Source organism: Catellatospora methionotrophica (assembly GCF_011297335.1).
In the GTDB taxonomy this organism is placed as follows: Bacteria; Actinomycetota; Actinomycetes; order Mycobacteriales; family Micromonosporaceae; genus Catellatospora; species Catellatospora methionotrophica.
Genome location: NZ_JAAOTJ010000004.1, coordinates 343,180 through 368,467 on the forward strand (window position 1 = coordinate 343,180; position 25,288 = coordinate 368,467).

The following is a 25,288-nucleotide window of genomic DNA, read 5'->3' on the forward strand; positions in this document are numbered from 1 at the left end:
GGACCGTCCGTCCCGCCAGGCGGCCCTGTGCGGGTGTCGGCGGAGCGGTCCCCGGGCTCTGCGCCGTGGACGGCGAAGAGGGCGGCCCGCCTGTCGCGGACCGCCCTCTTCGTTACTGCTCAGGTGCGTGGTGCTGTCAGCCGTTCGCCGACGTGACCGCCACGTAGACGTAGGCGTTGTCGTGCGTCGCCCACAGCAGCTTCAGCTTGACGCCGTTGGCGACGTTCGCGTCACCCGGGTTGCCGCTGCCCAGCACGGTGAAGCCGAGGCTGGCACCGTACAGGTCGGTGGCGGGGGTGCCGTCCGGGTTGACGATCCGCGTGGTGTACGGAGCGTTGCCCAGCGACGGGATGACGACGGAGGCGTCGGCGTCGCGGGCGTACAGGTCCTCGCCCACCAGCTCCAGGCCGGGAGCCCAGCCCTTCGCGTCGGTGAACTCGCCGACACCCTTCTGCGCCTTGAACTTGGTGCAGTACTCGACGTACAGCTCCGTCGGCACCTCCAGGCACTCCTTGAACGCGTACGTCGGGTGCAGCGTGAACGCCGCGTTCGACGACTGCGGACGGCCCGGCAGGTTCTTCAGCACGGACGTGTCCTTCGTGGCCGCGGTGCCGGTCCGGCGCAGCGGGTCGAAGTGCGAGTCCACCAGCAGCAGACCACCCTTGGCGCCGTAGCTCGGCAGCGCGGTCGAGTTGGCCGTCACGTGGTTGGTGTTGCCGTACGTGGTGTCCCGGTACCACAGCAGCATGCCGGGCGCGTTGTACTTGATCTTCTCGACCTTCCACGCCTCGTGCGCGTAGGTCGTGTCGTAGGCGTACTGCAGGCCCTTGTCGAACCCGTCGAAGTTACGCCACTCGGCCAGGTAGTAGTGCGCCTTGGACGAGGTGCCGGTGTCGATCCGCCAGCCGGGGCCGGTGGTGTCGGTCCAGGTGCCGCCGCTGGCGGTCCAGCCGTTGGCGCCGCTCTCGACGTCGTCGCTCCACGTGGTCGCGCCGCCGCCGGTGACCGAGAAGTCGTCGGCGAACCAGCCGCGCTCCTGGAAGGCGGCGTCGGTGGCCTGGCGCAGCCGGACCTTGACGTTGGTGCCCGCGTACGCCGACAGGTCGACGTAGTCGTGACGCCAGCCGCCGCTGGTGCCGGTCAGGCCGTAGTGCCGCCCGAAGTTGCCGTGCAGGTTGCCGTTCGGGTCGGCGTAGTCGTCATCGGTCGACACCAGGGTGCCGGCCTCGTTGTAGACCTTCAGGTCGGCCCAGGTGGCGCCGCCGTCCGTCGAGACCTCGACCAGGCCGTAGTCCCAGTCCTCTTCGATGACGTAGTTGTTCCACATCCAGAACTTGGCGTCGGCCGCGTTCGGAACCGCGATGTCACGCGCGATCTTGATGTCGGCCCAGTCCTGGTCGGCGCCGGTGTACCACATGTTGGCGCCGCTGTGCGGGGCGGCCAGCGTGACCGTCTTCGGCGGCAGGTCGATCTTGATGCCGTCCTGGGTGCCGACCGGCGTACGCGAGGTCTGGCCCAGCTTGATGTTCTGCGTGCCCGAACCCGGCGTGATGACCTGCGGGTCGGCCCAGCCGAGCACCCACTTGTCCCAGATGCCCATGTGCGTCGGCATCGACTGGAAGATCGGGCCCGAGTGCGAACCCGAGGACATGAGGTCCCAGAAGTCGATGCCGGACTCGCCGTTGCCGGAGGTGTCGTACAGGTCCGGCAGACCGAGGTCGTGGCCGTACTCGTGGGCGAACACGCCCACGCCCGAGTCCTCGGGCTGCACGATGTAGTTCGAGATCTTCAGGTTGGTGCCCGGAATGGTGAAACCGTTCGGGACGGCCGAGGAGTGCGCCCAGATGGCGTACGGGCCCTGGGCCCCGCCGCCACCGGACTTGTCCTCACCCGCGTGCACCAGCACGAGGTGGTCGATCACGCCGTCCGGCTCGAAGAAGTTGCCGTCGCCGTCGCGGTCGCCCTGGTCCTCGATGTCGTAGTCGGCCCACGGGAAGTTCGGCTGGGCCGCGGCGAGCGCGACAACAGCGTCCGTGGCCATCCGCTGCGGACCCTGCGGGTTGTCCGGGTGGCCCTGCATGCCCTGGATCTCCGGGGCGACCCAGCCGCCCGCGCCGTCCGGCGAGCAGGTCGTCGCGGCGTACCAGCCCTCCGAGTGCGGCAGGGTGATCCACGGGGTCGCCTGGCCCTCGACGGTGTAGGCGCCCTTCGACATCTCCAGGTACATGTTGCGCATGGTCAGACCGGTCAGGTCGATGCCGGGCTTGCCGTCCGGGCCCTTGAGGTCGGTGCGCACGCGCTTGGTGATGCCCTTGGAGGTGTAGAGCATCTTGTTGTAGTGGTCCTGGTTGAAGTCCGAGACCCACATCGAGTTGTTGTCCAGCTTGGACAACGTCGCCGGGTTCGGGATGCCGTTGTGCAGCGGGCCGTTCTGGATGTTGCCCGGCACGCACTCGCGCGACTCGTTGACCGTCCGCGGCACCATCACGCCGGTGAAGTCGTCGTTCGCGGTCGGGCTGTACTCGACCAGCATCGTCAGCAGCTTGGCGACCTGGGTGGTCGGCGCCTGCTTGATCTTGCGGGGGCTCTTGCGCTCCTTGATGGACTTCGCTTCGAGCTTGGCGATCTCACGCGCGGTGAGCGGGTTGCCCGCCGCGTGCTTCTTGTCGATGGCACGGGTCTTGTCGGCCTTCGCGCCGAAGACGCCGCCCGCGCCCTTGGTCTCCTTGCCCGTGGTGTCCGGCTGGACGGCGGGCTCGGCGTAGTTGATGTAGAACTCGCTGGGGCTGATCACGGCTGTCGGACCGGTGGCGGCGGCGGCCGTCGTGGGTGCGGCCAGCCCGACAGCGGCCAGTGCCAGCGCAGGGACAGCGGCTAGTAGCCGCCGTCTCCGCTGCGCATGGATGGCGTGCTTCATGGTCACTCCATTCCTCGGGGTGTCCGTCACGGGCAGGGGATGCCGTGGCGGTGACAGGTGGAGACGGAGGCGTGCAAGCCTGCCCTCCCATGCCATACGCGGCTTCACGTGGCGGATGGAGTTGTGCGGCTCACGTGAAGCAAGCACTTCACAATCGCAAATGAACACACGACGAGGCATGGCCCGGTTAACGGATCAGGGCACCGCGAACAGTCGATGTCCCAGGATCCATATGGCCGGATAGTCGTGACCGAAAAGATGAGTTGCGCGAGGTTGCGCGCCTATCAGGACAGTCGGCCAGCATGGCGGTGGGTCATGCCGGATGCTCAGAACGGGTCCGGGCACAGCACGCAGCCCGGCCCGCCCGGTCCGCCGGTCGGCACGGTCATGTCGGTGACGGCCGGTGCGGCGACCAGCGGCGAGTCGACGGCCAGCGGCCCGGTGACGGTGGGTCGTGCCGTGCCGCCGACGACGGCCCAGCTCAGCGACACGCAGGCCAGACGGGTGGTCTCGTCGGCGATGACGCACACGGCCTGCGCCCCGGGGTAGACGCGGATGGCCGTCAGGAGCGGATGTTCCGGGGGAGGGTTGCGGGGAAACGGGCGCGGCGAGCCGTAGGCGCCGGTGCCGCCGTACGCCGCCAGCCCGAACACCTCGTATCCGCTGGTCGGTGTTCGGCAGGCGACGACGGTGCCGACGATGTGGACGAAGTAGACGTCGACGTACTCGAAGTACTGCTCGACAGAGGTGTTGTCGATGGTCGCGGTGGTGCTGGTGCCCGGCGGGCAGGACAGCCACCGGTATCTGGTCTCCTTCGGCGGGTCCGCCGCCGCGGCGGGCGCCGCGCTGACGGCGACGGCCAGCAGCGCCGTCGTCGCTGCCGCGAATACCGCGCGGACGATCCTGTTCATGGGGGTGGCTCCTGTTCGCTCTCGTACTCGGCGGGCATGACGATCAGGGCCCGCGCCGGTGCGGTGATCCGCACCGGCGCGGGCCGGACGTCGGAGGTGGTGTCAGGGGCAGAGCACGCAACCCGGCCCGATGGGACCGGGATTCATCAGCATGTTCGTGACCGCGGGTGCGGCCACCAGCGGTGAGTCGACGGGCACCGGGCCGCCGACGACGGGCAGCAGTACTCCGTCGGTGTCGACCCAGCTGATCGACACGCAGCCGAGACGCGTGGTCTCGTCGGCGATGACACACACCGCCCGTACACCCGGCCTGATCCGGACCGCGCCGGTGTAGTGGCCGCTGAACAGGTTGTCGAACTTGTAGGGAATGGGGGTGCCGTAGGCCGAGTCGACGCGGTACGCCGCCATGCCCCAGGCGTCCTGGTCCAGTTGCGGTGACTTGCAGGGGAACACCTGGCCGCCGAAGGAGGCGAAGGCGCGGCCCTGGTAGTCGACGAAAGTCGAGGCGTCGTCGATGCGTACGGCGTTGCTCGTGCCCGCGGGGCAGTCGAGCCAGGTGTAGTAGGCCTGCGACGCGGGAACCGCCGTCGCGGGGCTGACCGTCGCGGTGGTCAGGATCATCATGGTGGCAGTCAGGACCAAGGCGCGGATGGTACGGCGCACGGGTCACTCCCCTTTGGGTTTGTGCGGTGTCTCCTCGGCGGGCGCCTGCCGCGCTGCTTCTGCGCCCAGCCGAAGTCCGAGCTGGAATCGGTTGCTCACGTGGTATCTGTCCATGAGGGCGGACAGGGTGTAGGCGATGGTCCGCATGCTGATGTCGAGCCTCGCGGCGAGTGCGGTGTCGGTGTAGCCCCTGGCCAGCAGCGCCAGGATGGTGCTCTCGCGAGGCGTCAGGTGTGCGGGCGGTGACCAGTCGCGACCCGGGTCCCTGGCCCGCGCCCACTGCTGCAGGAACAGGGCGGTGAGCTCGGCGACGATGCCCGGTGCGACGACCTCCCACATGCCGCGGGTGCGGTCGGAGGGATTCTGGGGCACCAGCGCCGTGGTCCGATCGAAAATGATCATCTTCCCCGGCACCTGCGGCAGCTCCCGGTACTGCATACCGTGGAAACGGAGTTCGGTGTCGTGCACCTCCGACTCGTCCTCCGTCGACGCGGGCACGCCCAGGCTGAGGATCGAGATCCCGCGCGCGAGCATCTTGCGCTCCGCAGGTGCGGCCGTCTTCAGGGCGCTGGAGCTGAAGGCCGGCTCCGGATTCATCCCCATGTGCTCGTGGCGTTCGGCCGCCGCCAGCTCCATGAGCCGGTCGACCGTCCTGGTGAGACCGTCGAGCGGCCGTGCGGCGCCGGCGGGCAGCCGGGCGAGGTCGGTGATGATGTCCGGGTACGTCATCCGGGTCAGCCGCTGGCGCAGCCGGTGCCTGGCCAGCGCGGTGTGGTGGTGCCGGTCCTGGAGCAGCGAAACCACCTGGGCGGGTTCGCGGCTGGACCAGACGCGGTCGTCTTCGGCCCTCTCGTGGGAGCTGCGGTGCACCGGGGCGGCCGCGCCCAGCGCGATGAGTTCGTCCAGGGCGCTGCGGACCAGCCGCGGCTTCATCTCCAGGGACCGGCTGATGTGCTCCACGGACCAGGGCCCGAAGGTGATGAGGGTGCGATAGACCAGGTCGGCGTGCGGCGACACGCCCCATTTCAGCAATGAGGGCACGACCGGTGATTCGAGCATCAAGGCCTCCCCGTGAAACCTCTCCGGCGCTGGCTCGCGTCGCGCCGGACAACAGCAATCTAGACAGGCGGATCAAGGCCGACCAGGGACCGTCCGTCGGATTGCATGTTTGTGCAATCACGTCTAGTGATCTTGGAGGTGTGCTCGCCCCGCCCTATGTTCGTGGACATGACCTTCCCCGTACGGGGCAGGTCGCGGGCCACGGGTCCGGGCGTGAGCGGGTGCGAACCGCGGCGGCCGGAACCTCGGTGCCGCGCAGTACGTGCGTGCACGGCGGGCCCTGCCCGGCGGAGTACGGGGGACCACGTGCCGGCGGCGACGAAAGGGGCGGCTGCCGGTGTCACGCCGGTAGCCGCCCCTTCGCACAGGAGAGGGTCGTCCATGCCGTGCCCGGGGGCGGCGGATCAGCGCCGCCCGCACCGGTCACGTCTCGTCAGGTTCCTCTTCGGCCGGATCCTCGATGGGGGTCTGCTGCGGCGCCTCGGCGCCGAGTCGCAGTCCCAGCTGGAATCGGTTGGACACCTCGAACCGCTCCATGAGCGCGGACAGGGTGTAGGCGATGGTGCGCACGCTGAGGTCGAGCTGCGCGGCGATGGCGGCATCGGTGTGGCCCGCGGCCATGAGCGCGACGATGGTGCTCTCACGTGGGGTGAGCTGCATGAGTGATAGAGGCCTCCCCGTCGAAACATGCCGGTGCGAGGACCGCCCGGCCGGACTAGAGCAACCTAGACAGCGTTGTCGGCCCAGGCCAGGCCAGTCCCGCAGATTGCAGGATCGTGCAACGGTCGCGAAGTGATCTTGGTCGTTTCCGTCACGGGGCCTATGTTCAGAACGCGACGTCCCTCCAGGTGGAGGTCGGGGCACCGGCCCCGGGCGTCCGGCGGTGCGGACACCGATCGGGCGGCCGGTCCGGCGCTGCGGGGTACGTGCGTGCCTGTGGGTGTCAGCCCGCGGATACGGGGGACCGCGTGCCGACGACGAGGGGGCGGCCACCGGCAGGTGGCCGCCCCCTGTGATCGGCCCGAATCAGTCCTCGTCGGACTTGCTCGACTGCATACCCTCGGAGATCAGGTTCATCACCGCGGAGTCCTGCAGCGTCGTGACGTCGCCGAGCGAGCGGTTCTCCGCCACGTCGCGCAGCAGCCGCCGCATGATCTTGCCGGACCGGGTCTTCGGCAGCTCCGTGACCAGCATGATCTGGCGCGGCTTGCAGATCGGGCCCAGCGTCTTGGACACGTGCTCGCGCAGCTCGGGCACGCCGACCTCGGCGCCGCCCTTCAGGATCACGAACGCGACGATGGCCTGGCCGGTCGTCGGGTCGGTGGCGCCGACGACCGCCGCCTCCGCCACCGCCGGGTGGGCGACCAGCGCCGACTCGACCTCGGTGGTGGAGATGTTGTGGCCGGACACCAGCATCACGTCGTCGACCCGGCCGAGCAGCCAGATCGCGCCGTCCTCGTCGCGCTTGGCACCGTCGCCGGCGAAGTAGAAGCCCTGCTCGGCGAAGCGCGACCAGTACGTCTCCAGGAAGCGCTTGTCGTCGCCCCAGATGGTGCGCAGCATCGACGGCCACGGGCCGGTCAGCGCCAGGTAACCGCCGCCGCCGTTGCCGACGATCGAGCCGTCGTCCGCGACGACCTCGGCCTTGACACCGGGCAGCGGGCCCATCGCCGAGCCCGGCTTGCAGTCGGTCACGCCCGGCAGCGGGGAGATCATGATCGCCCCGGTCTCGGTCTGCCACCAGGTGTCCACCACGGGGCACCGGTCACCGCCGATGTGCTTGCGGTACCACATCCAGGCCTCGGGGTTGATCGGCTCGCCGACCGAGCCGAGCAGCCGCAGCGAGCTGAGGTCGAACTGGGCCGGGATGTCGTCGCCCCACTTGGCGAACGTGCGGATCGCGGTCGGCGCGGTGTAGAGGATCGTGACGCGGTACTTCTCGATCAGCTCCCAGAACCGGCCGCGGTGCGGGGTGTCGGGGGTGCCCTCGTACATGACCTGGGTCGCGCCGTTGGACAGCGGGCCGTACACGATGTAGCTGTGCCCGGTCACCCAGCCGATGTCGGCGGTGCACCAGTAGACGTCGGTCTCCGGCTTCAGGTCGAACACCGCGTGATGGGTGTACGAGGTCTGCGTCAGGTAACCGCCGGTCGTGTGCAGGATGCCCTTCGGCTTCGCCGTGGTGCCCGAGGTGTACAGGATGAACAGCGGGTGCTCGGCGTCGAACGGCTGCGCCTCGTGCTCGGGGCTGGCGTTGCCGACCACGTCGTGCCACCACAGGTCGCGGCTGTCATCCCAGGCGACCTCCTGGCCGGTGCGGCGTACGACCAGGACCTTCTCGACGGTCGGGCACTCGGCCACGGACTCGTCGACGGTCGGCTTGAGCGCGCTCGGCGCGCCACGGCGGTAGCCGCCGTCGGCGGTGATGACGACCTTGGCGCTGGCGTCCTGGATCCGGCCGCCGAGCGCGTCCTTGCTGAAGCCGCCGAACACCACCGAGTGGGTCGCGCCGATGCGGGCGCAGGCCAGCATCGCGACCGCGGCCTCGGGGATCATCGGCATGTAGATTGCGACCCGGTCACCGGCGTTCACGCCGAGGCCGGTCAGCGCGTTGGCCGCGCGGCACACCTCGGCGTGCAGGTCGGCGTACGTGATGGTGCGGGTGTCGCCCGGCTCGCCCTCCCAGTGGATGGCGACCCGGTCGCCCAGGCCGTTGGCCAGGTGCCGGTCCAGGCAGTTGTACGCGACGTTGAGCTGACCGCCGACGAACCACTTCGCGAACGGCGGGTTGGTCCAGTCCAGTACCTCGTCCCACGGCCGGGCCCAGTCGAGCCGCCCGGCCTGGGTCTCCCAGAACGCCAACCGGTCGGCGTCAGCCTCCGCGTACGCCTGCGCGGTGACGTTCGCCTGGGCGGCGAACTCCGCCGACGGTGGGAACCGGCGCGACTCGTGCAGCAGGTTTTCGAGGGTCTCGCTCACTACGGCGCCTCCCTAGGGGTGATGGTCATGCCATGTGACCTGGGTCTCCGGGAGATGTTACGGCCCGGTGACCCGGCTTTACAGTAAGGGTCCCTAACTATTTTGCCTCGGCTGCCCCGCAACCGACTTGGTTACTCTCTGGCTGTGACTATGGATCCGCTGGCACCGCTGCTGACACTGGCCGACGTCGAATCTGCGGTGAATGGCGCACGCGCTGCGGTGGACGGTGCCTACAAGCATCGCGCGCTGCGCCGTCAGGGCGGCATGGTGGCCGCGGAGATCAGCCTGCGCTGCGCGGTGGCCAGCGCCGCGCTGGAGGGACACCGCTACGACCTGAGCGACGTACGCGGCGGCACCGTGCTCGACGCGGTGCTGCAGGGGGCGCTGCGGGTCGCCGAGGCGCTGCCCGGCCTGCACCAGCACTGGCACAGCGCGCCGCGGCAGGTGCTGGCGAAGCTGCACCTGCTGGCAGGCACCGGAGTGCTGCCCGCGGCCACGCTCGGCAGGCCCGCCGAGGAGAGTGCCGCCCGGCTGGACACCCTGCTGGAGATCGTGACCGGGCAGGCGGGCAACCCGCTGATCCGCGCCGCCGTCGTACACGGCGAACTGCTTGCGGCACAGCCGTTCCCCGGCGTCAACGGGATCGTGGCCCGCGCGGCCGCCCGGCTCACCCTGGTCGGCAGCGGTTTCGATCCGCGCGGCCTGGTTGCGGTCGAACTGGCGCAGCTGGCCCGCGAACCCGAGTACATCGGCGCGGCCGGGGCGTTCGCCACCGGCACCCCCGACGGCCTGCGGTCCTGGCTGCGCCACTACGCCACCGCGGTCGAGCAGGGCTGCGCCGAGATCGCGGTCGTCGGCGACGCGGTGCTCGCCTCCGTGGCCTGACCGCGACCACCCGGAGGCAGTGGCCGGGCGCGCCCCCAGGAGCGAAGTCCGCGCAGCGGACCAGCGCCCGGCGGGTAAGGGAGGCTTCCGAGGCCGGGCCGGCCCGTGAAGGCGTGCGCCAACACGATGGATGGCGCCGCACTTCTGCGGCGCCATCGCGCACGTCCCACCGGGTTACCAGGCGTGCATCCTTTGACAACCGCCCTCGGTGGACCCGAGGGTCACACCGGGACTTTGCCTTCACGACGGCTAGATCGCGCGTGGGTGCCCGGAGGCCGTGCCCGAAAGCTGGTTTCTGCCAGCTACTTCAGCCGCAGAATGCTTTCGTAACCACTTTTCTACGCCCGTTCGCCGGTGATGGCCAGGCTTGCGGCTGAATGTGTGACCGGTGGGGCTGTTGTGGCGGCGAAATCACCCGTCAGAGGGCAGAAGCCGCGGCACGCGCCCGCTTACGGCGGCCGTACCAGGCGATGCCGATGGCGACCCCGACTCCGATGCCGAGCGCGGCCGCGACCGGAACGGCCGGGCGGTTGCGCAGGCGGCGGCCCAGCGGCACCGGGTGCCGGAACTCCAGCACCGGCCAGTGGCGCTCGTTGGCCTCGCGGCGCAGCGCCTTGTCGGGATTGACCGCGCTGGGATGCCCGACGGCGGCCAGCAGGGGGACGTCGGAGATCGAGTCCGAGTACGCGTAACACTCGGCGAGGTCGTATCCCCGCTCGGCGGCGAGCTTGCGCACGGCGTCGACCTTGCCCGTGCCCGCGGCGTAGAACTCGATCTCGCCGGTGTACTGCCCCTCGGCGACCTTCATCCGGGTGGCGATGACGTCGGAGACGCCGAGCTGCGCGCCGATGGGCTGCACCATCTCCTCGCCGGACGCGGACACCAGCACGATGTCGCGCCCGGCCGCCTGGTGCTCCTCGATGAGGGTCGCGGCCTCGGCGTAGATGTACGGGTCGATCAGCTCGTGCAGGGTCTCGTTGACGATCTGCCGGACCTGGTCCACGCGCCAGCCCTTGACCAGCTCGGCCATGTAGTCGCGGGTGCGGACCATGGCCTGGTCGTCGGCACCGCCGCGTTTGAACATGAACTGGGCGAAAGCCGTCTTAACGACGTCGCGTTTGGTTATCAGGCCGTCACGATAGAACGGTCTGCCGAATGCCAGCGCGCTCGAAGTCGCGATGACGGTCTTGTCCAAGTCGAAAAACGCGGCGCTGCGGCCCACGGTCGCAAAGTGTAGCCGTAGCTCTGTCGCCGCGGCGTCCGGCCGTGGGTCGGATACCGGCAGGGCACTCGCGGCGGCGGCGGGCGGAAGGGTTCCGCAACTTGGTAACTGAGCGACGACTCAGTGATTGCGCAGCGTAGGATCTTGGGTTGGTCTACGGCGTGTCGTGGTGTGTCGGTCACGATCCCCCTCGACGGCGCGCCGTCAAGTCAGGCATGCTTTCGCCAACAGCCCTCAGCGGGTGCCATCCCCCCCGCAGCCGCTGAGCGGGCTCCGGCTCACCATCCCCCCTGAGAGCCGGACCCCAAGACGACCCCCGTCTCCCCGGACGGGGGTCGTCGCCATCTTCGCCCCGCTCCCCGAGAAGGTCGCCCCGCTCGTCGCGGAGGTGCACGGCACGAGCAGTGGGCTCATAACAGATCCACGTGATGATCGGCGTACTGTCCACAAGCGCCGGTCCGTCCACAGGCGCGGACCGTCGGCCCTGTTGCAGAGGCCCGGCCACGGCGCACAGTCCCCGGCATGAGCCGCCAGATCGCCGCCCCGCCCGCGTCAGCCCGCATCCTGCTGGTCACCGCCGACGCCGACCTGCTCGACGATCTGCTGCGGTTGGGATCCGCCGCGGGCGCCGAGGTCGAGGTCGCCCACGACCTGTCCGCGGCCCGCCTGCGCTACGGGCCCGCCCCGCTCGTGCTGATCGGCGGCGACATGGTGCCCGGCTGCCTGCGGGCCAGGCTGCCGCGCCGGTCAGGGGTCATCGTGGTCTGCCGCGACAGCGAGGACACGCGCCCCTGGGATTACGCCCAGCCGCTCGGGGCAGAACACGTCGCACTGCTGCCGGACGCCGAATCCTGGCTGGTGGAGCGCCTTGCCGGGATCGGGCGCGGCCCGGCCCGGGGCAGCGGGCGGGTGCTGGCGGTGCTCGGCGGCCGGGGCGGGGCCGGAGCCAGCGTGCTCGCCGCGGGTCTGGCCGTGACGGCGTGCCGGACCCGGCTGCGCACCCTGCTCGTCGACGCCGACCCGCTCGGTGGCGGCGCGGACCTGCTGCTCGGCTGGGAGGAACTGCGCGGGCTGCGCTGGCCGCAACTCGCCAGGGCCAGCGGCCCCGTCGACCCGGCGGCGTTCGTCGACGCGCTGCCCAGCCGCGGCGACCTGGTGGTGCTGTCCTGTGCCCGGGACATCCCCGACGAGGACTGCCCCGTCTCGCCGGAGCTGCCGCCCGACGCGATGGCCGCCGCCCTCGACGCCGGACGGCGCGGCCGTGACCTCGTCGTCGTCGACCTGCCCCGCCGCCTCGACGACGCGGCGGCCGTGGTGCTGCAGTCGGCCGACCGGGTGCTGCTGGTGGTGCCCGCCGAACTGCGCGCTGCCGCCGCGGCCGCCCGGGTCGTCGACGTCGTCTCGGCGTACCGGCGAGAGCTGTCCGTGGTCGTTCGCGGTCCCGCCCCCGGTCGGCTGGGCCCCGGCGACCTGGCTCAGGCACTGGGCCTGCCGCTGGCCGGGATGCTCGCCCCGGAGCCGCGCCTGGCGGCCGCCCTCGAACGCGGTCAGGCGCCCGGCAGCGCGCCCCGTGGCCCGCTGGCGACCCTGTGCGGGCGCCTCATCGGCGAGGTCATGGCATGAGCGTACGAAGCACGCGCGTGCACGGCCCCGGCGAGCGCAGCGGAGAGCAGGCATGAGCGTTCCGGCGGAACTGGTCGGGGCCGGGCCGCTGGGTTCCCTGCTGGCCGTGCCCGAGGTCACCGATGTGCTCGTCAACGGCGTGCAGGTGTGGACCGATCGGGGATCGGGCCTGGTCCGCGAGCCGTTCACGATGCCCTCGGCGGAGGCGGTGCGACGGCTCGCGCAGCGCCTCGCGGCGGCGTGCGGGCGGCGGCTCGACGACGGGCAGCCGTACGTCGACGCGCGGCTCGCCGACGGCACCCGCCTGCACGCGGTGCTGCCCCCGGTCGCGACAGCGGGGCCGTACCTGTCCCTGCGTACGTTCCGGCAGCGGCCGATGGCGCTCGCCGACCTGGCCCCGCCCGAGATCGCCGCGCTGCTGTCGGCGATCGTCGCGGCCCGGCTGACCTTCCTCGTCTCCGGCGGCACCGGGTCCGGCAAGACCACGCTGCTCGGCGCGATGCTCGCCGCGGTGCCCGGCCGGGAGCGCATCGTGCTGGTCGAGGACTCGGCCGAGCTGCGTCCCGCGCACCCGCACGTGGTCGCGCTACAGGCGCGTACCTCCAATCTGGAGGGCATCGGTGTGATCGGGCTGTCCGAGCTGGTCCGCCAGGCGCTGCGGATGCGCCCGGACCGGCTGGTGGTGGGCGAATGCCGGGGCGCGGAAGTGGTGGACCTGCTGGCGGCACTCAACACAGGGCACGAGGGCAGCGCGGGAACGGTGCACGCCAACGCGCCCGAGGACGTGCCCGCCCGGCTGGAGGCGCTGGGCCTGCTCGGCGGGCTGCCCCGCCCGGCGCTGCACGCGCAGGTCGCCGCCGCGATCCGGGTGCTGTTGCACCTGCGGCGCACCCCGTCGGGCCGGGTGCTCGACGAGGTCTGCCTGCTGGCCGCCGACGGGCCGGAGCGCCTGGTGGCAGCCCGGCCGGTGTGGCGGCGTACCGGCGGCCTGCTGCCCGCGTCCGCCGAACTCGCCGCGCTGCTGCGGTCCCGCGACGTGACCCCACCAGCCTGGCTGGAGTGCCGATGAGGGCGGATCGACTGCGTGGGCTCGTCGGACCGGTGTTCGCGCCCGCCGCCCGGCGACGCCTGGCGCGGGCGACCGGGGGAGGGCCGGCAGGCCGCACGTCGTACGGGGACGACGGCATGGAACCGGAAGGGGCTGCGCGGCCTGGTGTGACGGTGGACTCGTGGTCGCCGGGCCGCACCCGGCTCCTCGCGGCGGGCGTCGGGGTCGGCGGGTGGCTGGCGCTCGGCTCGCCCGTCGGCGGGCTGATCGTGGCCGGATACACCGTGCTGGCGCTGCGGATGTGGCGTGATCAGCGGGCCGGGCGGCGCGAGGCCGTCCACCGGGAGGCGGCTCTCGACCTGCTCGCCGCCTCGGTGGCCGAGCTGCGGGCCGGTGGTGTGGGTGCGGTCCTGCTGCTACCTGACGACGACCTGGACCGGTCGGTGCACGCCGCGCAGCGGCTCGCGGCGAGCACCGGCGCTCCCTTGGCCGACCTGCTGGAACGGCTGGAGGCGCAGAGCCGTGCGGCCGACCGGGCCGACGCCGCCGCCCACGCGCAGGCGGCCGGTGCGCAGCTGACGGCGGTGCTGCTCGCCGCGCTGCCGGTCGGCGGTATCGGGCTCGGCTACCTGATCGGCGTCGACGCGCTGCGGATCCTGCTGCACACGCCGACCGGAGTCGCCTGCGCCTGCGGGGCGGCAGTGCTGCAGGCGGCCGGGCTCGCCTGGACCAGGCGCCTGCAGCGTACGGGCGGCCGGTCCGCCGTCGGCCGATCCACGGGCCGGTTCACGGCGCGGCGGCGACTGCGCGGGTTGCCACTGCGGCGGGCCGTCGCACCGCCGAGCCGCCGTACGCCGTGGCTGTTCGGGGTCGTGGCGGGCGGTGCGGTGTTCGCGCTGCTGCCGTCGGCGACCGGTGCCGTGCTGGGCACGGGTGTGGCGGCCGGAACGGTGCTGGTGCTGCGGCGGATGGAACCCGCGGCGACCCGCGCCGAACGGGAGCGGGCGCTCGCCGACCTGCCGTGGGCCGTCGACCTGATCGGGACCGCACTGCGGGCCGGTGCCCCGCTCGACCATGCCGTGCTCAGTGTGGCCACGGCGCTCGACGGGCCGCTCGGCACCCGGCTGCAGCGGATCGGGCGATCCCTGCGGCTGGGCGCGACCGCCGCCGAAGCCTGGTCGCATCTGGCCGACCTGCCGCCCGCCCGCCGCCTGGTGACGGCCGTGGAACGCAGCGCCGCGAACGGGTCCGCGCTGGCCGGAGCGCTGCACCGCTGCGCCGACGACCTGCGCGCCGACACCGCCGTACGCCGCCAGGCCGGTGCGCAGCGCGCCGGTGTCCTGATCGTCCTGCCGCTCGGGCTGTGCTTCCTGCCCGCCTTCGTGCTCGCCGGCCTGGTGCCGGTGGTCCTCGCCGTACTCGGCGAGGTGCTCTGACCCACCCCGAAAGGAGATCGTCATGCCCCGACAGAGGTACCTGCGAGCCGCGGCCACGCCGTCACTGGACACCGGGGTCCGGATGCCGAGCCGCCCGCCCGTGCCGGTGCCCGCCCTGCTGCGCGACGTCGACCTGGACGCCGCCGCGATCCTCACCGAGGCCGTCGGCCGGGTGCCCGGCGACCCGGCGTACGCCGTGCCGAGCGAGGTCCCGGATCAGCCGTCACGCCATACGGTCAAGGTGGGCGCGGTGCCCGCTGGCCGGGCCCGGTTGTCCGTCGCGCCGGACGCGGGGATGAACACCGCGGAGTACGCCGTCGGCACGCTGGCCGCGGTCGCGTTCGCGGGACTGCTGCTCAAGGTGCTGACCAGTGACAGCGTGCAGGCGGCACTGGCCGGTGTGATCCAACGGGCTCTCGGGTGAGCCGAACGGATCGGGGTAGCGGGACCGCCGAGCTGGCGGTCGCGCTACCCGCCGTGGTGCTGCTGCTGGTGACCGGCATCGGCGCGGTCGCCGCCGTGACCGTGAAACTCGGCTGCGTCGCCGCCGCCCGCGACGCGGCCCTCACCGCGGCCCGTGGTGGCGGTGCGACCGGCGGCGCGAACGTGGACGTCAGCGGGGACACCGTCACTGCGACGGTGCGGCGCTCGCTCCGGGTGACCGAGCTGACCTGCACGGCTACCGCCGCCCGGGAACCAGGTGCGCCATGAGCTCGCTGTACGCCCTCGGCGTGGGTCTGGTGTTCGTCGCCGCGGGCACCGTGGTGGCCGCCGACGGCGCACAGCTGATCGCCCGTGAACAGGCGCAGACCGCTGCCGACCTGGGTGCGCTCGCGGGCGCGGCGTACGCGGTCGGCGGGGCCGGCGGAGCCTGTGCCCGGGCGGCGGTGATCGCCGCCGCGAACGCCGCGACCGTCACCGCCTGCCACCTCGACGGCCTCGACCTCACCCTCACGGTCCAGGTGGTGACCGGCGCCGGTGCCGCCGAAGCCACCGCCGTCGCCGGCCCCCTCCGCGAGTCCCCATGACCCGTGGAGATCGCTGGTTCGTGTCAGAAAGTGAGGTGTGACCGCAGATCATGACCAGAGACGACGATCACCGGCGGCTCGACGCTCTGGCGGAGAGCCGGGGCGGACTCTTCACCAGGGCGGAGGCGCGGGAGAACGGGTTCTCCGACGATCAGATCCGGCGGCGGCTGAGGCGGGGTGACTGGCAGGTGGTGCTGGGTCCGGTGCTGGCCCGTGCCGGGCGGTCGGTCACCCCGCTGGTGCGGGACCGTGCGGCAGTGCTGGCGGTGCCGGATGCGGTGTTGAGCGGCCCGTCCGCAGCGCGGCGGTACGGACTGGACGTGCCGGAACCGTGGACCAGTCTCACGGTGAGGCCGAGTCAGCGGGTGCGGCTCGCCGGTGTCTCGGTGCGCCGGGAGCCACTGGACCCGGCGGACCTGTGTCTGGTGGACGGGGTGCTGCTGACCGGACCGGTGCGCACCGTCGTCGACTGCGTGCGTGAGATGGCTCCGGGCCACGCCGATGTGCTGCTGGACAGGGCGCTGCAGCGCAGGCTGATCACCTACGAGGATTTCGTCGCGCGGGTTCAGGCCATGGTTGGGCAGCATGGCGTGCGAGCACTGGTGCAGGCCGTCGCCCGGCATGCGCACGGGGCGCGGTCGGTCGCGGAGCGGCTGCTGGCGCAGGGGCTGCGGCGGCGGCGGATCAGCGGCTGGCAGGCGAACCTGACGGTGTACGACGAGGGAGGGTTGATCGGCGAAGTGGATTTCGGGTTCGCGGAGATTCTGCTGGCAGTGGAGGTCGACGGTCGTGCTTGGCACAGTGCGGACGACCGTTTCCAGCGCGACCGGACCCGGCAGAACCGGCTGGTCCGGGCAGGCTGGACGGTCCTCCGCTTCACCTGGAGCGACCTGACCGAAGACCTCGACGGCGTCCTCCGCCAGATCGCCGCCGTCCGCCGCCGCCTGACCGCACCGTGACGCTGTCGGTGAAGTTCCGCAACGCTCGCGAGTCGAGTTCCGTAGCGCTCGCGGGTCCATGATCGCTGTTTCGGGTCAGAACCTGCGGTTTAACCAGAGGTTCTGACCTGAAACAGCGATCATGCCGCCGGAGCCGGAGCCGGAGCCGGAGCCGGAGCCGGAGCCGGGGACGGGGACGGGAGGTGGGTGAGGAGGGTGTCGAGGATGGTTACGGCGCCGGGTTTGTCCAGGGGGTTGTTGCCGTTGCCGCATTTGGGGGACTGGACGCAGCTCGGGCAGCCGTGGTCGCAGGGGCATTCGGCGACGGCGGTGCGGGTCGCGCCGAGCCATTCGGCGGCCATGCCGTAGGCGCGTTCGGCGAAACCGGCTCCGCCGGGGTGGCCGTCGTACACGAAGATGGTCGGCAGGTCGGTGTCGGCGTGCCGGGCCGTGGACAGGCCGCCGATGTCCCAGCGGTCGCAGCTGGCGACCAGCGGCAGCAGCCCGATCGCGGCGTGCTCGGCGGCGTGCAGCGAACCGGGCAGGTCCTCCAGTTCACCGACCAGGAACTCCGCGAGGGTCGCCCATACGGCGACGGTGCGCAGCGTACGGGTCGGCAGTTCGAGGGGCCAGGTGCCGAGGATCTCGCCGCTGTCCATCCGGCGGCGCTGGAACGACACGACCTGGCTGGTGACCTCGACCTCGCCGAGGAACAGCCGGACTCCCCCGGCGTCGACCTGGGAGCGCACCTCCAGCACGCGCAGGTCGATGGTGTCGCGGGCGTGCGTGGAGTACGGCGGGCTCTCGGCCTCGACCAGGGCGACCGCGTCGGCGAGGTCGAGCGCCTGCACGACGTAGGTGCGGCCCTGGTGGGTGTAGACGGCTCCGGCGTGCAGGTGGTGGTGGGCGGCGGTGGCGTCGGCGGTGCCGATGAGGCGTCCGGTGGAGGCTTCGATGACGGCGATGGGCGGGCCGCCGGTGCCGCGCAGGTCGATCTCGGGGCGCTGCGGGTGGGTCCAGTACCAGCCGGTGGGGCGGCGGCGCAGCGCGCCCGTGGCGACGAGTTCGTCGAGCAGGGCCGGGTCCGCGCCGAACAGCGGCAGGTCGGCTTCGGTGAGCGGCTGCTCGGCGGCGGCCGTGCACAGGTGCGGGGCGAGCACGTACGGGTTGGCGGGGTCGAACACGGTCGCCTCGACGGCCTTGCCGAACAGCGCCTGCGGGTGGTGTACGAGGTAGGTGTCGAGTGGGTCGTCGCGGGCGACGAGCACGCACAGCCCGTCGCGCCCGGCCCGGCCCGCACGGCCCGCGCGCTGCCAGACCGCGGCGCGCGTGCCGGGGTAGCCGGCCAGCAGCACCGCGTCCAGGCCGGTGACGTCGATGCCGAGTTCGAGGGCGCTGGTGGTGGCTACGCCCGTCAGGGTGCCGTCGGTGAGCTGCTGCTCCAGGGTGCGCCGTTCCTCGCGCAGGTAGCCGGCCCGGTAGGCGGCGACCTGTCGGCCGAGCCCCGGCTGGGCCTCTTCCAGGGCGGCGCGCGCGTGCGCGGCCACTACCTCGGCGCCGCGACGGGAGGGCACGAAGGCCAGGGTGCGTACGCCCTGCACGACAGCGTCGGCGAGCAGGTCGCCGGTCTCGCGCAGCGCGGAGCGGCGGACGGGTGCGGCGTCGCCGTTGCCGTCCGCGCCGGGCAGCTCGGGCGGCTCCCACAGCGCGAAGGTCATCGAGCCGCGCGGCGCGGCGTCCTCGGTGACGGCCCGCACGGGCCGGCCGATGAGCTTGCTCGCGCTGCCCACCGGGTCGCCCGAGGTCGCCGAGGCCAGCAGGAACACCGGCCCGCCCCCGGCCGACCTCGCCGGCCGTCCGACCCGCGGCGCGCGTGACCCGGCGTCGAGAAGGCGCCCTTCCTCAGCCGACGGCGAGGTACGGAGCTGCTGCTCGTCGCGCAGACGCGGGTCGAGGGTGCCTTTCTTCTCGGTGAGGCGGCGCAGGCGGCGGAGGATGTGGGCCACGTGGGCGCCGAAGACGCCCCGGTAGCTGTGGGCCTCGTCGACGATGACGTAGTGGAGGTTGCGCAGGACGCCGGACCAGCGCTGGTGGCCGGGGAGCAGGCTGTGGTGGAGCAGGTCGGGGTTGGTGAGCACGACGTTGGCGTGCTGGCGGATCCAGTCGCGCTCCTCGCGCGGGGTGTCGCCGTCGCAGACTGCGGCCCGCAGGCCGGGCAGGTTCAGCCCGGTCAGGGCGCGGTGCTGGTCGGCGGCGAGCGCCTTGGTCGGCGCGAGGTAGAGGACGCGGGCGCGCGGCTGGGTGAGCACGGCCGACAGGGCGGGCAGCTGGTAGGCCAGGGACTTGCCGGAGCCGGTGCCGGTGGAGATGACGACGTCGGTCCCGCCCCAGGCCAGCTCGGCGGCTTCGACCTGGTGCTCCCAGGGTGCGGCGATGCCGCTGTCGCGCAGCGTCCCGACGAGTGCCGCGGGAACCCAGTCGGGCCACGCACCGGCGCGCCCGGCCCGTGCGGGCAGCCGCTCGACATGCGTGACCTGGTCACGTTCGAGCCAGTACGGCAGCAGGTCCACCCCCGCACTCTGCCACCGCGGACCGGGCCCCGGCCAGCCGCCGGAACCGGTCGTGGCGTGACTCCCGGCACGAGGGCGCGACCTGCGGTTTCTCCGAACGGCCCACCGGGGTGCCGGTCGGGGCGGTACCTTGCCGGAAACCGCAGGCCGTTCCGGCGGCCGGGAGCGGCCCGCCCAGGTGCGCGTTAAGGGCAAAGGGCGCGTAGCCCGGAAACCCGACCAGTGGTTAGATGCATGGGGATCTGGCACGGAGAGATTCCGGGCAGTGACCGGACGTCGTAGAGGAGGTGCCGATGGAGCTGTCGCTGGCAACGCGTGTCGTCGCCGCGCACACCGTGCTCGAAGTCGGCGGCGAGGTGGACGTCTACACCGCTCCGAAGCTGCGCGAGCGCATCGGTGAGCTGCTGGAGAGCGGGGTGACCGCGGTGGTGGTCGACCTCGCCCGGGTCGACTTCATGGATTCGACCGGGCTCGGTGTGCTGGTCGGCGCGCAGCGCCGGGCGCGGACCGCGGGAGCCACCTTCGGTGTGGTGTGTTCGCGGGAGTCGCTGTTGAAGATCTTCCGCATCACCGCGCTCGACCAGGTGCTGCCGCTGTACCCGTCCGTCGACGCGGCCACCGCGAGTTGACCAGCGCGGACATGGCGACCGTCCGGCTCGAATTCACCCCTGAACCCGCGCATGTACGCACTGCGCGGCTCGTCGGCGTGGCCGTGGCCCGGCGCGCCGGTGTGCCCGACGACCAGCTCGACGAGGTGCGCCTGGCGATCGGCGAGGCGTGCGCCCGTGCGGTCGCGCGCCACCAGCGGGTCGGCCTGCGCGACGTGGTCTCGGTCGCGTTCAGTGACGGCGACCGGTATGTCGTGCAGGTGTGGGACCACGCCGACGACGAGGAGCAGATCACCGTCGACGTGAGCGCGAGCCTGCTGCAGGCGATCGTGAAGGATCTGCAGGTGCGCCCGCTCGAAGGCGGCCCCGGCACCGAGGTGCAGATGGCCTGGCCGGTCCGGCGCGCCTCGCGGCTTGGGCGCTGATTCACTCACCCGCGGGCATAGAGTCGCTGAGCGTACCGCACAACCCCGTAGCCCCGCAGCAACGAAGATCACCGCGACACAGCAGGTGGCGGGTGTGACCCGGACCACGTGTCCGGTTTACAGTTCACGGGTTGTTTCCAGGCCGTAACCGACGTCACCCATGACCGCCGGCGCGGCTGCCTCACAAGTAGATCGTGATCTTTGGGAGGACAAAGATGTCCGGGTCCACTCTCGCCGCCCCCGGCGGCGAGCTGGCCCTTACCGGCGCAAACGTTTCGTACGTGATCGTCGCGGCTGTGATCGCACTGGTGGCTCTGGCTTTTGCCGCCGTGCTGGTCAAGTCCGTGCTTGCAACCGGTAAGGGCACCGAAAAGATGCAGGAGATTGCCGGGGCCGTCCAGGAGGGCGCCTCTGCATACCTGTTCCGCCAGTTCAAGACGCTCGGCATCTTCGTGGTGCTCGCGGTCATCCTGCTCTTCCTGCTGCCGGTCCACGGCGACGGTGACAACGACACCGCGCTGAAGATCGGCCGTTCGGCATTCTTCGTGGTCGGCGCGGTGTTCAGCGCCTTCATCGGCGGTGCCGGCATGGCCATGGCGACCCGCGCCAACCTGCGGGTGGCCGCGGCGGCCCGCGCGGCCGAGGGTGGCCGCGAGGCCGCCATGGCGATCGCCTTCCGCACCGGTGGTGTGGTCGGCTTCATGACCGTCGGCCTCGGCCTGTTCGGCGCGGCAGTGGTGGTCTTCATCTACCGTGCCGACGCCGCGACCGTGCTGGAGGGCTTCGGCTTCGGCGCGGCGCTGCTCGCGATGTTCATGCGGGTCGGCGGCGGCATCTTCACCAAGGCCGCCGACGTCGGCGCGGACCTGGTCGGCAAGGTCGAGCAGGGCATCCCCGAGGACGACCCGCGCAACGCGGCGACCATCGCCGACAACGTGGGCGACAACGTCGGCGACTGCGCCGGCATGGCCGCCGACCTGTTCGAGTCGTACGCGGTGACCCTGGTCGCGGCCCTGATCCTGGGCCGGGCCGCGTTCGGCGTGGAGGGCCTCGTCTTCCCGCTGATCGTGTCGACCATCGGCGTGCTGATCGCGATCGTCGGCGTGTTCCTGACCCGCCTGCGCAAGTCCGACAAGAACGGCCTGCAGGCGATCAACCGTGCCTTCTACATCTCGGCCGCGCTGTCCGCGGTCGCGGTCGCGGGCGCCTCGCTGTACTACCTGCCGAAGACCTTCGCCGAGCTCGGCAAGCCCGAGATCAGCGGCAACCCGCAGATCGTCGCCATCGGCGCGGTCATCATCGGCATCGTGCTGGCCGCCGCCATCCAGGCGCTGACCGGCTACTTCACCGAGACCGGGCGCCGTCCGGTGCAGGACATCGGCAAGTCGTCGGAGACCGGCCCGGCCACCGTGGTGCTCGCGGGCATCAGCGTCGGCCTGGAGTCGGCCGTCTACTCGGCGCTGCTCATCGGTGCCGCCGTCTACGGCGCGTTCCTGCTGGGCGGCGGCACGCTGATCGTGTCGCTGTTCGCCATCGCGCTGGCCGGCTGCGGCCTGCTGACCACCATCGGCGTCGTCGTGGCCATGGACACCTTCGGCCCGATCTCCGACAACGCGCAGGGCATCGCGGAGATGTCCGGCGACATCGACGAGCAGGGTGCGCGCACGCTCACCGAGCTCGACGCGGTCGGCAACACCACCAAGGCGATCACCAAGGGCATCGCGATCGCGACGGCCGTGCTGGCCGCGACCGCGCTGTTCGGGTCGTACACCGACACCCTGGGCGTATCGCTGGCCGAGGCCGGCGAGACCACCGCGGGCTTCATCGACGAGATGCTGAACGTGGCGAACCCGGCCAACCTGGTCGGTCTGCTGATCGGTGCGGCGGTCGTCTTCCTGTTCTCGGGTCTGGCCATCAACGCGGTGTCGCGTTCGGCCGGCGCGGTGGTGCACGAGGTGCGCCGCCAGTTCCGCGAGCTGCCGGGCATCATGGACGGCACGCAGCGGCCCGAGTACGGCAAGGTCGTCGACATCTGCACCCGGGACGCGCAGCGCGAGCTGCTGACCCCGGGCCTGCTCGCGGTCCTCGCCCCGATCGCCGTCGGCTTCGGCCTCGGCGCGGGCGCGCTGGCGGCATACCTGGCCGGCGCGATCGGTGCGGGCACCCTGATGGCGGTGTTCCTGTCCAACTCCGGTGGGGCCTGGGACAACGCGAAGAAGATGGTCGAGGATGGTGCGCACGGCGGCAAGGGCTCGGCGTCGCACGAGGCGACCATCATCGGCGACACGGTCGGCGACCCGTTCAAGGACACCGCCGGTCCTGCCATCAACCCGCTGCTCAAGGTGATGAACCTGGTGTCGCTGCTGATCGCCCCCGGCGTGGTGTCGCTCTGGTACGGCAGCACCGAGAACGCCACCGTGCGTAACCTGATCGCGCTCGGCGCGACGCTGGTGATCGTGGTGGCGGTGTTCATCAGCAAGCGCAAGCCGATCACGGTCGGCGGCGACTCGGGAAAAGCTGACGCTGCGCCTACGCAGCGCGAGAAGGTCAGCGCCTGACGCATCGCACCTCGGCGGCGCCCTCCCCATCCGGGAGGGCGCCGCTTTTCTAGGTGCGGCACCGGCGCCGCCGCCCCGTTTGCCCGTGTCGCGGGGTACATCCGTGCAAGATCGCCGCGGCGGCCGGGGGCGGCGCTAGGCTGCACATCATGCGTAGGCCCCGCGCTGGTTTCCTGCCGCTGCTGCTCGTGGTGGCGGCGGTCTCGGGTGGATGTGTGGCGGACGGCCCTCCACCGCGGGTCTGGGCGGCGTCGGTGTGCTCGGCGCTGAGCCCGTGGCGCGACGAGATCGCCACGCTGACCACCCGCGCGCAGCAGCAGACGCCCACCTCGACGACACCCCAGCAGGCCAAGGAGAACCTGGTCCGCATGCTGGAGGGGGCCCGCGACGCCAGCGAGAAGGCGCGCGGGCGCATCGCCGACGCCGGAGTGCCGGAGGTGGACGACGGCGACGCCATCGCCGACGGGGTCACCGGGTCGCTGGCCAAGGTGCGCGACGCGTACGGCCGCGCGGGCGAGACGGTGCGCACCCTGTCCACCGACGACCCGCCCGCCTTCTACCAGGGCGTCAGTACGGCGATGACGACCCTGCAGCAGGAGTACGACGCCAGCGCGCTGGACACCAGCCAACTGCGCTCCACGGAACTGCAGCAGGCCTTCGGTGAGGTGCCCGAGTGTCTGTGAACCGGCAGCTCGCCATGTTCTCCGCCGAGTCGGCCCGCCCCTCGGCGTACGACCTGGCCGGGCTGCTCATCGGGCCCGGCCAGGTGACCCGGATGGGCGGCACGGCCCGGGTGTCGGTGGTGGTCGACGCGGCGTGGCGGGTGCACGCGCTGGCGGCCGAGTTCACCGCGCGGGGGCTGGAGACGAGCTGGGAGCCCGCGGCGGTCGACGGGCACTTCGGGGTGCGCACCGCGTACACCGGGATGCTCGCGCCGCTGGCCGAGGCCTGGACGCGCGGGTCGGGCAAGCGCCCGCCCGCCGGGTTCGCGCTGGACGGCGCGCGGCTGCGGCTGTGGTTCGCGGCGGCGGGCGCGGTCGACCCGGAGGGCGACGGCGCGGTGCTGCGGCTCGGTGCGAACGACGAGCACTGCGCGGCCACCGGCCTGCGCGCTTTCACCGCGCTGGCCTGCATGGCCGAACTGGGCCGCGGGCCGGTGCTGCGGATCGCCGGTCGGCGGCGGGTGACCCGCCTGCGCGAGCTGGTCGGCGAGCGCCCGGCCATGGCCCCGCTCGGCGCGTGGCCCGGCGACCAGCCGCTGGTTTCGGAGACCGGTCCCGAGGCTGACAGCGCGGAGCAGGCCGGATCGCGTCCCGTGCGGACGGTCCGGACGTCACGGCTGCGCCCGGTCGCACCTGGCCAGCTGGACACCGGCCAGGTCCTGCCGGCCGTGCGGCCCGATCCAGCCCACGGCGAGGTGCCGCCGGGGGAGGTCGCAGGCCAGACCCCACCGGTCGAGCCCGACGCTGGCCGGATCACACTGGATAAACCGGACGCGGGCCGGACCCCACCAGGCGAGCCGGAAGCGGGCCAGGGGCTGCCGGACCTGCCGGATCAGGCCGGGACCACCGGACCGGTCCGGACCGGCAGCGATCTGACCGGGCCGTAGCGGGCCACCGGTGCGCCGGTGACGTGGGCCCAGTAGCGGTCGCCGTAGGACCAGTGCCACCACTCGGTCGGGTAGTTCACCATGCCGACCGAGGTCAGTGCGTCGCCCAGGTAGCGCCGGTTGCGGGCGGCCTCGGCGGAGACGTTGGCGGAGTCGGTGTGGCAGGCTTCGCTGTCGGTGTCGTTGACCTGCGTTCCCATCCACAGTTCGGTGCCGTCGGCGGTGCACAGCGTCAGGTCCACCGCTGCTCCCGCGACGTGCGGGGCGACCTCGGGCGGGGAGATGTACCGGCTGGCCCGGCGGTGGTACCAGGCCTCGTCGTTGCCGGGCTGGATCACGCGCAGCCGTTGCTTGTGCGAGTCGAAGTACTCCTGTTGCAGGGCGAGCGGGCGGTAGCACTCGACGATCAGCAGCCGCAGCCCGGCAGGCAGCAGCGTCTGCGCGGTGACCAGCCGGTCGACCACGCTCAGCCGCACGTGGGCGAAGGCCCCGTCGCCGTCGGCCAGCCGCCGGTCGAGCCGCAGCGCGCCGACGGTACGCAGGTCGATCAGGCACTCGTCGCACTCGGCCACCGGCGTCTCCACGACCGCAGTGTCCGACAGCAGCACCATCTCCGCCATTGGCAATCCCTCCCAGCCGGGCCCGCCCCCGGTGTGTACGCCCGAGGGGTCCCCCACCTGCCCGGTCGTGATGTGAACGTCGGGACGGGTGGCTCGCCCCGTGCCGAGCCACCCGTACCTCCGACAGGACGGACACTTCCAGGCGGCGCTGGAACTTTTCTGTAATAGACGGGTGTCGCGACCTCGGGC

Annotated in this window: 22 protein-coding genes; 13 read left to right on the forward strand and 9 right to left on the reverse strand. The window is 71.9% G+C overall.

Going from position 1 to position 25,288, the window contains the following annotated elements; all coding sequences use genetic code 11:
• Positions 1-136: 136 nt before the first annotated feature.
• The 6 genes from HAV40_RS14220 to acs all read right to left on the reverse strand — a co-directional run bounded on the left by HAV40_RS14220 (position 137) and on the right by acs (position 8,529).
• Positions 137-2,917 (reverse strand): immune inhibitor A domain-containing protein, encoded by a 2,781-nt coding sequence (locus HAV40_RS14220; RefSeq protein ID WP_166381429.1) that lies wholly within the window; start codon positions 2,915-2,917, stop codon positions 137-139.
• 326 nt (positions 2,918-3,243) lie between these two features.
• A complete protein-coding gene (locus tag HAV40_RS14225; protein ID WP_166381430.1) occupies positions 3,244-3,828 on the reverse strand; it encodes a hypothetical protein in 585 nt (194 codons plus the stop codon).
• A gap of 102 nt (positions 3,829-3,930) precedes the next feature.
• A complete protein-coding gene (locus HAV40_RS14230) occupies positions 3,931-4,470 on the reverse strand; it encodes a hypothetical protein (protein WP_166381431.1) in 540 nt (179 codons plus the stop codon).
• 24 nt (positions 4,471-4,494) lie between these two features.
• Positions 4,495-5,550, reverse strand: a complete 1,056-nt coding sequence (locus HAV40_RS14235) for a helix-turn-helix transcriptional regulator (protein WP_166381432.1) — start codon at positions 5,548-5,550, stop codon at positions 4,495-4,497.
• A gap of 423 nt (positions 5,551-5,973) precedes the next feature.
• The gene (locus HAV40_RS14240; RefSeq protein ID WP_166381433.1) at positions 5,974-6,210 is read right to left on the reverse strand and encodes a helix-turn-helix domain-containing protein; all 237 of its coding nucleotides are present in this window, start codon (positions 6,208-6,210) and stop codon (positions 5,974-5,976) included.
• A 366-nt stretch (positions 6,211-6,576) separates the two neighbouring features.
• Positions 6,577-8,529: an acetate--CoA ligase gene (gene acs, locus HAV40_RS14245; RefSeq protein ID WP_166381434.1), complete on the reverse strand. Its 1,953-nt coding sequence runs from the start codon at positions 8,527-8,529 to the stop codon at positions 6,577-6,579.
• 144 nt (positions 8,530-8,673) lie between these two features.
• Between acs and HAV40_RS14250 the strand changes: the two genes are divergently transcribed.
• The gene (locus tag HAV40_RS14250) at positions 8,674-9,414 is read left to right on the forward strand and encodes a Fic family protein (protein ID WP_166381435.1); all 741 of its coding nucleotides are present in this window, start codon (positions 8,674-8,676) and stop codon (positions 9,412-9,414) included.
• A gap of 418 nt (positions 9,415-9,832) precedes the next feature.
• Here the strand turns inward: HAV40_RS14250 and HAV40_RS14255 are convergent, their stop codons facing one another.
• Positions 9,833-10,636, reverse strand: a complete 804-nt coding sequence (locus HAV40_RS14255; RefSeq protein WP_166381436.1) for an HAD family hydrolase — start codon at positions 10,634-10,636, stop codon at positions 9,833-9,835.
• A gap of 522 nt (positions 10,637-11,158) precedes the next feature.
• Between HAV40_RS14255 and ssd the strand changes: the two genes are divergently transcribed.
• The 7 genes from ssd to HAV40_RS14290 all read left to right on the forward strand — a co-directional run bounded on the left by ssd (position 11,159) and on the right by HAV40_RS14290 (position 16,730).
• The gene (gene ssd, locus HAV40_RS14260; RefSeq protein ID WP_166381437.1) at positions 11,159-12,259 is read left to right on the forward strand and encodes a septum site-determining protein Ssd; all 1,101 of its coding nucleotides are present in this window, start codon (positions 11,159-11,161) and stop codon (positions 12,257-12,259) included.
• Entirely contained in the window at positions 12,207-13,328 is a 1,122-nt protein-coding gene (locus HAV40_RS14265; protein WP_275413458.1) for a TadA family conjugal transfer-associated ATPase, read from the forward strand. Before ssd ends, HAV40_RS14265 begins: the two co-directional genes overlap by 53 nt.
• Before the next feature lie 680 nt (positions 13,329-14,008).
• A complete protein-coding gene (locus tag HAV40_RS38425) occupies positions 14,009-14,743 on the forward strand; it encodes a type II secretion system F family protein (protein WP_409364954.1) in 735 nt (244 codons plus the stop codon).
• A 295-nt stretch (positions 14,744-15,038) separates the two neighbouring features.
• On the forward strand, positions 15,039-15,167 hold the full coding sequence (locus HAV40_RS14275; RefSeq protein ID WP_120321631.1) for a DUF4244 domain-containing protein: 129 nt from the start codon (positions 15,039-15,041) through the stop codon (positions 15,165-15,167).
• Positions 15,164-15,454 carry a hypothetical protein gene (locus tag HAV40_RS14280; RefSeq protein WP_166381439.1) on the forward strand — a complete coding sequence of 97 codons (291 nt, stop codon included), beginning with the start codon at positions 15,164-15,166 and terminating at the stop codon, positions 15,452-15,454. The genes HAV40_RS14275 and HAV40_RS14280 overlap by 4 nt, the downstream gene beginning before the upstream one ends.
• Positions 15,451-15,771, forward strand: coding sequence for an Rv3654c family TadE-like protein (locus HAV40_RS14285; RefSeq protein WP_166381440.1), 321 nt, complete (start codon positions 15,451-15,453; stop codon positions 15,769-15,771). Before HAV40_RS14280 ends, HAV40_RS14285 begins: the two co-directional genes overlap by 4 nt.
• A 188-nt stretch (positions 15,772-15,959) precedes the next feature.
• Complete coding sequence (locus tag HAV40_RS14290) at positions 15,960-16,730, forward strand: endonuclease domain-containing protein (RefSeq protein ID WP_239086041.1); 771 nt, start codon at positions 15,960-15,962, stop codon at positions 16,728-16,730.
• Positions 16,731-16,849: 119 nt separating this feature from the next.
• Here the strand turns inward: HAV40_RS14290 and HAV40_RS14295 are convergent, their stop codons facing one another.
• A complete protein-coding gene (locus HAV40_RS14295; protein WP_166381442.1) occupies positions 16,850-19,279 on the reverse strand; it encodes a DEAD/DEAH box helicase in 2,430 nt (809 codons plus the stop codon).
• Between the two features lie 293 nt (positions 19,280-19,572).
• Between HAV40_RS14295 and HAV40_RS14300 the strand changes: the two genes are divergently transcribed.
• From HAV40_RS14300 to HAV40_RS38430, 5 genes are all read left to right on the forward strand, one after another.
• Positions 19,573-19,908 (forward strand): STAS domain-containing protein, encoded by a 336-nt coding sequence (locus HAV40_RS14300; RefSeq protein ID WP_166381443.1) that lies wholly within the window; start codon positions 19,573-19,575, stop codon positions 19,906-19,908.
• A gap of 11 nt (positions 19,909-19,919) precedes the next feature.
• A complete protein-coding gene (locus HAV40_RS14305; protein WP_166381444.1) occupies positions 19,920-20,312 on the forward strand; it encodes an ATP-binding protein in 393 nt (130 codons plus the stop codon).
• A 215-nt stretch (positions 20,313-20,527) separates the two neighbouring features.
• Complete coding sequence (locus HAV40_RS14310; RefSeq protein ID WP_166381445.1) at positions 20,528-22,870, forward strand: sodium-translocating pyrophosphatase; 2,343 nt, start codon at positions 20,528-20,530, stop codon at positions 22,868-22,870.
• 149 nt (positions 22,871-23,019) lie between these two features.
• Complete coding sequence (locus tag HAV40_RS14315) at positions 23,020-23,553, forward strand: hypothetical protein (protein ID WP_166381446.1); 534 nt, start codon at positions 23,020-23,022, stop codon at positions 23,551-23,553.
• Positions 23,544-24,479, forward strand: a complete 936-nt coding sequence (locus HAV40_RS38430; protein WP_239086039.1) for a hypothetical protein — start codon at positions 23,544-23,546, stop codon at positions 24,477-24,479. The genes HAV40_RS14315 and HAV40_RS38430 overlap by 10 nt, the downstream gene beginning before the upstream one ends.
• On the opposite strand, the gene HAV40_RS14325 is transcribed toward HAV40_RS38430, so the two are convergent.
• Positions 24,425-25,099, reverse strand: coding sequence for a M15 family metallopeptidase (locus HAV40_RS14325; RefSeq protein WP_166381447.1), 675 nt, complete (start codon positions 25,097-25,099; stop codon positions 24,425-24,427). The genes HAV40_RS38430 and HAV40_RS14325 overlap by 55 nt on opposite strands.
• Between the last annotated feature and the right edge of the window lie 189 nt (positions 25,100-25,288).